The 7,758-nt window shown below is 49.1% G+C and carries 11 protein-coding genes and 1 tRNA gene; 3 read left to right on the top strand and 9 right to left on the bottom strand.

Annotation, left to right across the window (positions count from 1 at the left end):
• Nucleotides 1-957: 957 nt before the first annotated feature.
• On the top strand, nt 958-1,575 hold the full coding sequence (locus IM300_RS22460) for a tyrosine-type recombinase/integrase (RefSeq protein WP_193038351.1): 618 nt from the start codon (nt 958-960) through the stop codon (nt 1,573-1,575).
• Between the two features lie 90 nt (nt 1,576-1,665).
• Here IM300_RS22460 and IM300_RS22455 read toward each other — a convergent pair whose 3' ends face one another.
• The 9 genes from IM300_RS22455 to rraB form a co-directional block, all read right to left on the bottom strand.
• The gene (locus IM300_RS22455) at nt 1,666-2,166 is read right to left on the bottom strand and encodes a hypothetical protein (protein WP_193038350.1); all 501 of its coding nucleotides are present in this window, start codon (nt 2,164-2,166) and stop codon (nt 1,666-1,668) included.
• 86 nt (nt 2,167-2,252) lie between these two features.
• The gene (locus tag IM300_RS22450; RefSeq protein ID WP_193038349.1) at nt 2,253-2,579 is read right to left on the bottom strand and encodes a DUF1493 family protein; all 327 of its coding nucleotides are present in this window, start codon (nt 2,577-2,579) and stop codon (nt 2,253-2,255) included.
• Nucleotides 2,573-3,037, bottom strand: coding sequence for an STM2901 family protein (locus tag IM300_RS22445; protein WP_015704509.1), 465 nt, complete (start codon nt 3,035-3,037; stop codon nt 2,573-2,575). The genes IM300_RS22450 and IM300_RS22445 overlap by 7 nt, the downstream gene beginning before the upstream one ends.
• A gap of 130 nt (nt 3,038-3,167) precedes the next feature.
• Entirely contained in the window at nt 3,168-3,428 is a 261-nt protein-coding gene (locus IM300_RS22440) for a hypothetical protein (protein ID WP_048278971.1), read from the bottom strand.
• A gap of 9 nt (nt 3,429-3,437) precedes the next feature.
• Nucleotides 3,438-3,761, bottom strand: coding sequence for a hypothetical protein (locus tag IM300_RS22435; protein WP_193038348.1), 324 nt, complete (start codon nt 3,759-3,761; stop codon nt 3,438-3,440).
• 503 nt (nt 3,762-4,264) lie between these two features.
• Nucleotides 4,265-4,346 (bottom strand) — tRNA-Leu (locus tag IM300_RS22430).
• A gap of 106 nt (nt 4,347-4,452) precedes the next feature.
• Nucleotides 4,453-5,175, bottom strand: a complete 723-nt coding sequence (locus IM300_RS22425; protein WP_193038347.1) for a topoisomerase II — start codon at nt 5,173-5,175, stop codon at nt 4,453-4,455.
• A 30-nt stretch (nt 5,176-5,205) separates the two neighbouring features.
• The gene (miaE, locus tag IM300_RS22420; protein ID WP_193038346.1) at nt 5,206-5,964 is read right to left on the bottom strand and encodes a tRNA isopentenyl-2-thiomethyl-A-37 hydroxylase MiaE; all 759 of its coding nucleotides are present in this window, start codon (nt 5,962-5,964) and stop codon (nt 5,206-5,208) included.
• Nucleotides 5,965-6,011: 47 nt separating this feature from the next.
• Nucleotides 6,012-6,437, bottom strand: a complete 426-nt coding sequence (gene rraB / locus IM300_RS22415) for a ribonuclease E inhibitor RraB (RefSeq protein WP_017694625.1) — start codon at nt 6,435-6,437, stop codon at nt 6,012-6,014.
• Between the two features lie 99 nt (nt 6,438-6,536).
• Between rraB and IM300_RS22750 the strand changes: the two genes are divergently transcribed.
• Together IM300_RS22750 and argF are read left to right on the top strand one after the other, a co-directional pair.
• Nucleotides 6,537-6,632: a hypothetical protein gene (locus IM300_RS22750; RefSeq protein ID WP_226842415.1), complete on the top strand. Its 96-nt coding sequence runs from the start codon at nt 6,537-6,539 to the stop codon at nt 6,630-6,632.
• A complete protein-coding gene (gene argF / locus IM300_RS22410) occupies nt 6,602-7,606 on the top strand; it encodes an ornithine carbamoyltransferase (RefSeq protein WP_193038345.1) in 1,005 nt (334 codons plus the stop codon). Before IM300_RS22750 ends, argF begins: the two co-directional genes overlap by 31 nt.
• Nucleotides 7,607-7,758 lie beyond the last annotated feature (152 nt).

Raw genomic sequence — 7,758 nt, 5'->3', positions numbered from 1 at the left:
ACAAGTTATCTCTACAGGAAAATCTCTTCTCAACAATAACACTCTGTAGAGGTCACTTTCCTGTATAGCTATCTTTCATGCGCGTGATCAGCGCATACCAAATTGTACAGTCCACTTTATGGAGAATTAACCCTACATCCCTCGTTTCACTCATGATTACGTGTTAATCGCGAATACTCGCCTCCATAGCGCCGGAAAAATCCCACGCTAATTGCATTCTAAATACCAGGTATAGCTATGCTTATTCCATCCTAAATAACCTGCCTGTAACGCTCTCTGAGCGCCTTTCTCACTTTCAAAGTATCTTTCATCACTTATGCGGAAACCGCACCACGCAAGGCTCACAGTGATCATTGTCCACAATGTACACTTTCATGGTAGGTGCAATGCGCTTAACGAGTTTCTCATTTTATTGTTATAGAGTAACAATTCGCTTTTTTCCATGCTGAAACCCGCCAATTAATTAGCATTTTAATCATTTCCTGATGCAATTACGTCAATTGATAATGACTCTCATTTACCATGAATTATCCCTCTCCGATAGGACATTCAGGTTATCTGTCCTACTCATCATTCAGTAGAAACAATCACTTATGTTTTAGCTCTATTTATTGGCCTTTTTTCGGCTATTCCTGGAGCAAAATCAGCCTGCAAAAATAAATCTGTTGACAAGATTAAGTTTCTATGACCTGTCACAGTTAAATATAAAACCCTTATGAATCAATGAGATATTTTAAACTCAAGAAATCACCAGATCGGGGAGCCTGGTTTCAGTCCGTTAAGCACCTCTCGCAACCGCGCTCCCCTAAATCGGCTTTAATCGCGTTTAATGCCACTTAATACTCCCGAAACCCCACCAATAAGACATTTATGCAATTATGAACAAAATGATCTTGCTATCTATATGATTTTGATCAATATTGGTTTCCCATCGAAACAGATTAAGGAGGTAAGAGAATGGCAATCAGTAAGGGTGCAAAGCGTACAGACGGACTTGATAGCGCCGATCAGGTGGCTCTGGTAGTAGAAGAAATCGCGAAGAAGAGCCAGACAGTGGCGGATCTCTTCCTTATCGGTGTAGAAACACAGCTTCGTGGCGTAGATATGCGTTCCTGGCGTTGGGATGAGCTGGATATAGGTAGCAAGGTATTACGTATCACCCAAGACAAAACCAAAGAAGCGGTAGTAGTGGAATTGACGGAGACAGCAAGGGAGGTTCTCAAGGCTCGTCATAACGAGCGCGGGGATAACGTGTATGTATTCCAGAATGACAGCAACCGGAGCAAGGGTAAGCCGATCAGCCGTTCTAAAATCCATGCAGAGATTCAGTATGCAGTGGACAAGCTCAAAATGCGGGGCTTGCTGCCACAGGATGCAGTGATCGCCATGCACAGCGCACGTAAGACCGTGGCTGCTATCGCCCACGCCCACGGCGAAGACCTGGAGGTGATTAGTAAGATGTTGGGGCATCGCTCCACCGAACACACACGCGCCTACCTGGGGATCACACAGGCCAAAGTAGACGCACTACGAACGAAGTATTCAACGGGCATTAAGAGAGGGACACGCGCTTAGGGCATTTTATATTGATATCAAGAGTGCCCAATGTTGGTAAATGCGATGGAATAATTCATACCAAATAGAGTAATTCTTCATGGAGTGTATTTATTTTACTGCAATACTCTGGATTAAAGACGTAAACTTTGAATCTAACCTTTTATTATTTGCTTTTAATCTCTCCAATTCAGAGTTAAAAACCTTATGATATTCAGCAAATTCGTCTTCACTTAATGTATCAAAGTTATCTATTAATTTTAAACAAGTTGCTTTGGCGTCAAGCACACACTGTTTATAGAATGTGTCACGCTGTGAAATCAACTCATTCAAAATTACATTCTTTGGCTCCGCAAAGAGCGTGTTATTTCCTTGCAACTCTTTTATAAAGCCATCTATCTTATCATATGAATCTTGAAAAGCAATTTCAAATTCCCGTGCCTTGAGTAAGGTTTCCGTCTTAAATTTATAAAGAGCATCTTTGTCGTTCTTCTTTTTTACTAATTTACTATTCCTATAGCTCAAGAAAGATAACACCAATGCAGCTAAGGAAAAAATCAATCCAATTTTATTTACAATGAAGTTAACAACCTCTGATGCCAACTCAATCATTTCTTAATCTCCTTTTAATCCATGTAAAAAATTCTTAATTTTATTACGGCTAAATAAGTCAGCATTTACTGGGGGCGATGCGCCCCTTATTCGTACAACCATCTTCCGGCTTTAGCTGATTCGATCAGCATACCAACATTGAAATCTGGTACAGGAACAGGCTCTGTTTTCTTAAATGGATTCCATGAAACAGGCTGATCAGGATAGTAAGTTTCTATTTTAAAGTTTCCCCGTTCAACTTTGAACGCATCGAAAAACTTATCCATTAACTCACCAGCTTCAAGCTCATCAAGACTCAAATCAGTATCAAGATCCGTTTTAGGTGTTAGCTCTACTTTCTTGAACTTGAATAGGTACGTGCCAGCGTAAGGCCGTACAAGCTCATAAACGCGCTGCTCAACATTGTTTACCATAACTTATCGTTACCTCGCGCTATAGCATTGTAGTCTCGGATAGTGCGATAGGTGATTTGAGAGATATCAGAAGCTAAGATAACCCACCCCACGACAGGAATAGCCCTGCCCGTAAAGGTTCCAATGTTAGCTACCGCCCTGATTCTGATTGTGGAAGGTGGATAACCACCGATAACGGAAGGTAGTTTGATACCGAAAGGGAACTGCGCTTTTTTGAACACTTTTCGTGAGGCTTTAGACGCATAGGATGTTCCCTTTTCAGCGCCGTTTGGTTTTGCTCTTGTAGGGAGAGTATTACGCCCAGATACAATGGCAACTACAGCACCGAAATCAACAAGACCTAAACCAAGTTGATCGACAACATTTTCACAGAAGACCATGAAAAATAGCTCGGAGGCGGTGAGGTTTGAACGCCCCGCATAAAAGTATGTTCCGTTGAGTTCTTCGACTGTATCCACGTCCCAATCCTTATGACTCTGAATGTATTGCAATCATAACGGCTGATATACAGACAGTCACCCCTAAAACATGGCGTTAGCAGTATGGGTTAAGAAGACAATACGAGGGAGCGTAGTGCCCCCTTTTCAACTATACATCCCACGGATTTGTTTTAATTTTTCTCATTTTATATTCGATGCCACACACGGTGAAAGTGAGTTTCTCAGTGTCGATCACTCCTTCAACTTCTTTGTAGTCGAATGGGAATTTCACTTTATTGTCGTTGATTTTGTACAAACCACCTGGAATGTTGGGGCCATGGTTGACCTGCAAATAATCGCCCTTGACTGTCCAACGTCCTTCTACCTGGTATTCAATGGCACTGCCATGATCAGTGAAGTAAATGCTCATGATGATTCCTTACACTTTGAACTCGATTTCTTGATCATCAAGTTCCCCATGGCGAGAAATCTTGATTGAAAAACGTTTGAAGGTTTTGAAAAACTCCTCAAGGGTCATCTGGACACGTTCTTTACGTAAGACATTCGCATCCTCGGTGATATACGCCTCAATATCAAAGAAATTCTCCGTAGAGTGAAAGGATATACCTGTCACCATCTCACCCTGTTTGAGAATACCTGCAACGCTAAGGTATTTAGCAAAATCGTCGTATGCATCGTCAGCAGCAACGCTTCCTTTCCAGTCGCCATATTGAACGTGAGCCTTAAAGTGTTCTTTTTCCATCTTATTTATCCTTTGCTGTGAGTAATCAAAGGTAGCGTAGCGTAAAATTTGGACAATACAAGCCATAAAGCCCCGTTAGTGGTACAAGCAACAAGCGGAGCGTAGCGACTTCATCAGATTGTCAGATGGATCACACCTTATCAGGGTGCTCGTGTACCGTAAGGAGCGTGAGCGAAGCGCTGGCAGAGCCTGCATATCGTGTGCAGGTACGTTTACCACTATTCACCTGTTTACGCAGCCACAAGGCCGCACATCGGGCTTAAAATGCGTATGATCAGTCTGTTTTGGTATAGGTTTAGAGACGGCGGCACGTCTTCCAGCTTCAAAGAGAAAAGCGATACGAGGTTGAGCTTGGGAACTACTCGCCACTATGTGCTAACATACCAAAGCCATTAACAAACACAGTGGCTTTTGCACGTGATGAAGAATTGACATTTTCTACTGGTCAATGAGACGGGTTTTTCACACTAACTCATTGATTTAAAAGAAAATAAGGTACTGAATGCCGAAGGCCGGACTCGAACCGGCACGTATTTCTACGGTTGATTTTGAATCAACTGCGTCTACCGATTTCGCCACTTCGGCACTGAAGGGGATGCGGAAACGTTGTGGATTATACCTGTCGCGCGCCGCCATGCAAGCGACGACGCGCGAAACCCGCGCTAAGTGCCCAAAAAACCAGCTACCTTCGTCACTCCAGCTCAGACACCGCCAGACGAATCACCCCTGCCGCCTTCTGCTCCGGCAGTGCCAGCACCTTCGCCCACATCGCCTGCACCATATCGCAGGAGAGCTTTTCCTTGCCTTCTGCCTTCTGCGGCATCTGCAACAGCTGAATGTCCTCGCCGTACTTATCGGCAAGTTCTTTCATAATGGGCCGCACGTCTTCGACAGCCGTCTCGCGTTCGGCCTGGGTCACGGTGTGGCGGTTTTTACCGTAGGCCGCGCGCATCATGTCGGCATCGGCCTGCATGCGCCGGGTCATCAGGTCTTTATCCAGCATGCGCATCGGGTTGATGCCGCCCTTCACCATCGGGTACAGGAAGCGGAAGCAGGCGTCGTCGCTCACCTTCTGGATGGCGGCGGTCTGCTCCATGTTGATGGTCATGTAGTTCACCACGTTGGCGTCCGGGGCGTTTTGCAGACGCGTCATCTGTAAATGCAGGATCTGCGGCTGGATGGTGTCGATAATGTGCTGCTCCGGCTCGCCGGCCTTTTGCAGGGCGGCCATCTGGTCGAGGATGCGCTGATGCAGCACAGGCTCCTGCTCCTTGATCACCTGCCAAGCGGGCATCGCGTTAAGGGCCGTATCAATTTGCGCTTCCGGAGCGCGCTGCCTGTCAAAGAAGACCCAGAACGCCACGGCGGCAGCCGTGACAACAACAATGACCGTACTGATCCACGTTTTTTTCATCTCGCATCCTTATCCTTGCGTTATGCCGGTTTACACCGGCACGCCGCTGTGGAAGCGAAACTCGTGGTCCGGTGTAGAGATAAGTGTGGCTTCAATTTCGCCAAAATGCTGTATGCGGGGTGAGATATCGTCGTCGCTTACCTGCTGGGCCAGCATCAGGTAGTCCTGATAGTGGCGCGCTTCCGAGCGCAGCAGCGAGAGATAGAACTTCTGCAAATCGTCGTCGAGAAACGGGGCAAGCGCGGCGAAGCGTTCGCAGGAGCGGGCTTCGATGTAGGCGCCGCAGATGAGCTTGTCGATCAGCGTCAGCGGTTCGTGAGTGCGCACTTCCTTCAGCATCCCTTTGGCGTAGCGGCTGGCGGTGATTTTGACGTACGGAATGTCGCGCGCCAGCATCGCCTCGCGCACCTGCCAGAAGTGGTGCAGCTCCTCTTTAATCAGCAGCACCATGCTGTCGATGAGCGCCTGGCCCCACGGGTCGTCGGTTTTGGGCATTACGCTTTTGCCAATCTGCTTATGCAGGGCGATGAAGTCCGGCTCCGGACCGTCGCGAAAGGTGAACTGTTCGTAGGGCTTGAGCCAGTCAAGCAGCGCGTCGGCACCGCTTTCGTCGGCGACGTATTTACGCACCAGCAGCAGCGCGGTCTGAGCGGCCTTGAGCTCGCACACCATGTGGTCGGTGAGCAGCAGCGGCAGGTTCGCCGGGTCGCGGGCTTTATCAATCCATGCTTGCGGGGTCGGGCACTGGAGGAAGTTGAGTACGGGGGCGAGTATCTGCGGGTAATCCATGGTTCTGCCTTGAAAAAAGCGGTGGCGCGCGCCACCGCCTGAAACGCTTAGTGACGCACGCCGTCGTCGTCTTCGTCGACGTAATCTTCGTCGTCGCCTTCTTCGCCGTCTTCACCGTTCGGATCTTCGAAGTAGGTTCCCCAGCCGTCGTATTCCACCTCAAACTTCTCGGCCAGGTTCATCAGCTGTTCGACCTGCGCGTCGATCAGCTCCGCCTTAAGCGCGCCTTCGCTCAGGATGTCGCAGCAGATGACGGTATCGCCCTCTTCCACTTCCAGCTCTTCCGGCTCGGTCACTTCGTAACCCAGTTTAAAAGCTTCCACGGCCATTTTTTCCAGCGCTTCAAAGTCGTCCGCAGAGAAATGGTGTTCGATGGTGTACAGCGCGTCCGGATCGCTACCGTCTTCCAGCAGTTCTTCAATAATCAGACGCGTCTCTTCGCGTTGCTCTTCCAGTAATTCCGGGTTTGCCATGGCTCAATCCTCTTTAAAGTGCGGCAGATACTTCTATTTTCACACACGGACGGGTTTGCCTCCACCTTTGTTGGAAAGATTTGTGAAACGGGGTTGCAAATGAATAATTACACATATAAAGTGAATTTTAATTCAATAAGTGGCGTTCGCCATGTGAGGATAAAATGGCCGATTTATACAAGAAACACTTTCTGAAATTGCTCGACTTTACCCCTGCACAGTTCACTTCTCTGCTGACCCTTGCCGCACAGCTCAAGGCCGATAAAAAAAAGGGCAAGGAAGTACAGAAGCTTACCGGTAAAAACATCGCGCTCATCTTCGAAAAAGACTCGACCCGTACACGATGCTCTTTCGAAGTTGCCGCATTTGACCAGGGCGCACGCGTCACCTATTTAGGGCCGAGCGGCAGCCAGATTGGGCATAAAGAGTCAATTAAGGACACCGCGAGGGTTCTCGGGCGGATGTACGACGGCATTCAGTATCGCGGTCACGGCCAGGACGTCGTCGAAACGCTGGCGCAGTATGCGGGCGTGCCGGTGTGGAACGGGCTGACCAACGAGTTCCACCCGACGCAGCTGCTGGCGGACCTGCTGACCATGCAGGAGCACCTGCCGGGCAAGGCGTTTAACGAGATGACGCTGGTCTACGCGGGCGACGCGCGCAACAACATGGGCAACTCAATGCTGGAAGCGGCGGCGCTGACCGGGCTGGATCTGCGCCTGGTGGCCCCGAAAGCCTGCTGGCCGGAAGAGAGCCTGGTGGCGGAGTGCCGCGCGCTGGCGGAAAAGCACGGCGGCAAAATCACCCTGACGGAAGACGTGGCGGCGGGCGTGAAGGGCGCGGACTTTATCTATACCGACGTCTGGGTGTCGATGGGCGAAGCCAAAGAGAAGTGGGCAGAGCGGATTGCGCTGCTGCGGGGGTATCAGGTGAACGTGCAGATGATGGCACTGACCGGCAATCCGGACGTGAAGTTCCTGCACTGTCTGCCAGCGTTCCATGACGACCAGACCACGCTCGGCAAGCAGATGGCGAAGGAGTTCGATCTGCACGGCGGGATGGAGGTGACGGACGAGGTGTTTGAGTCGGCGGCGAGCATCGTGTTTGACCAGGCGGAAAACCGGATGCATACGATTAAGGCAGTGATGGTGGCGACGCTTGGGGAGTGATTTAGTCCTCTGCGCGCTGGTGCCCTCACCCCGGCCCTCTCCCACAGGGAGAGGGAGAACACCCTAAAAACGACAACAGCGTTATGGTCTGGCAGAAAAATACTTTTACTGCCGCTTTCTCAGATAGACATTAACCATAATAAGTATTTATG

It is taken from the genome of Enterobacter cloacae complex sp. I2 (assembly GCF_014896205.1).
Taxonomy (GTDB): Bacteria; Pseudomonadota; Gammaproteobacteria; order Enterobacterales; family Enterobacteriaceae; genus Enterobacter; species Enterobacter quasihormaechei.
This window is presented reverse-complemented; position numbering and strand designations above follow the sequence as displayed.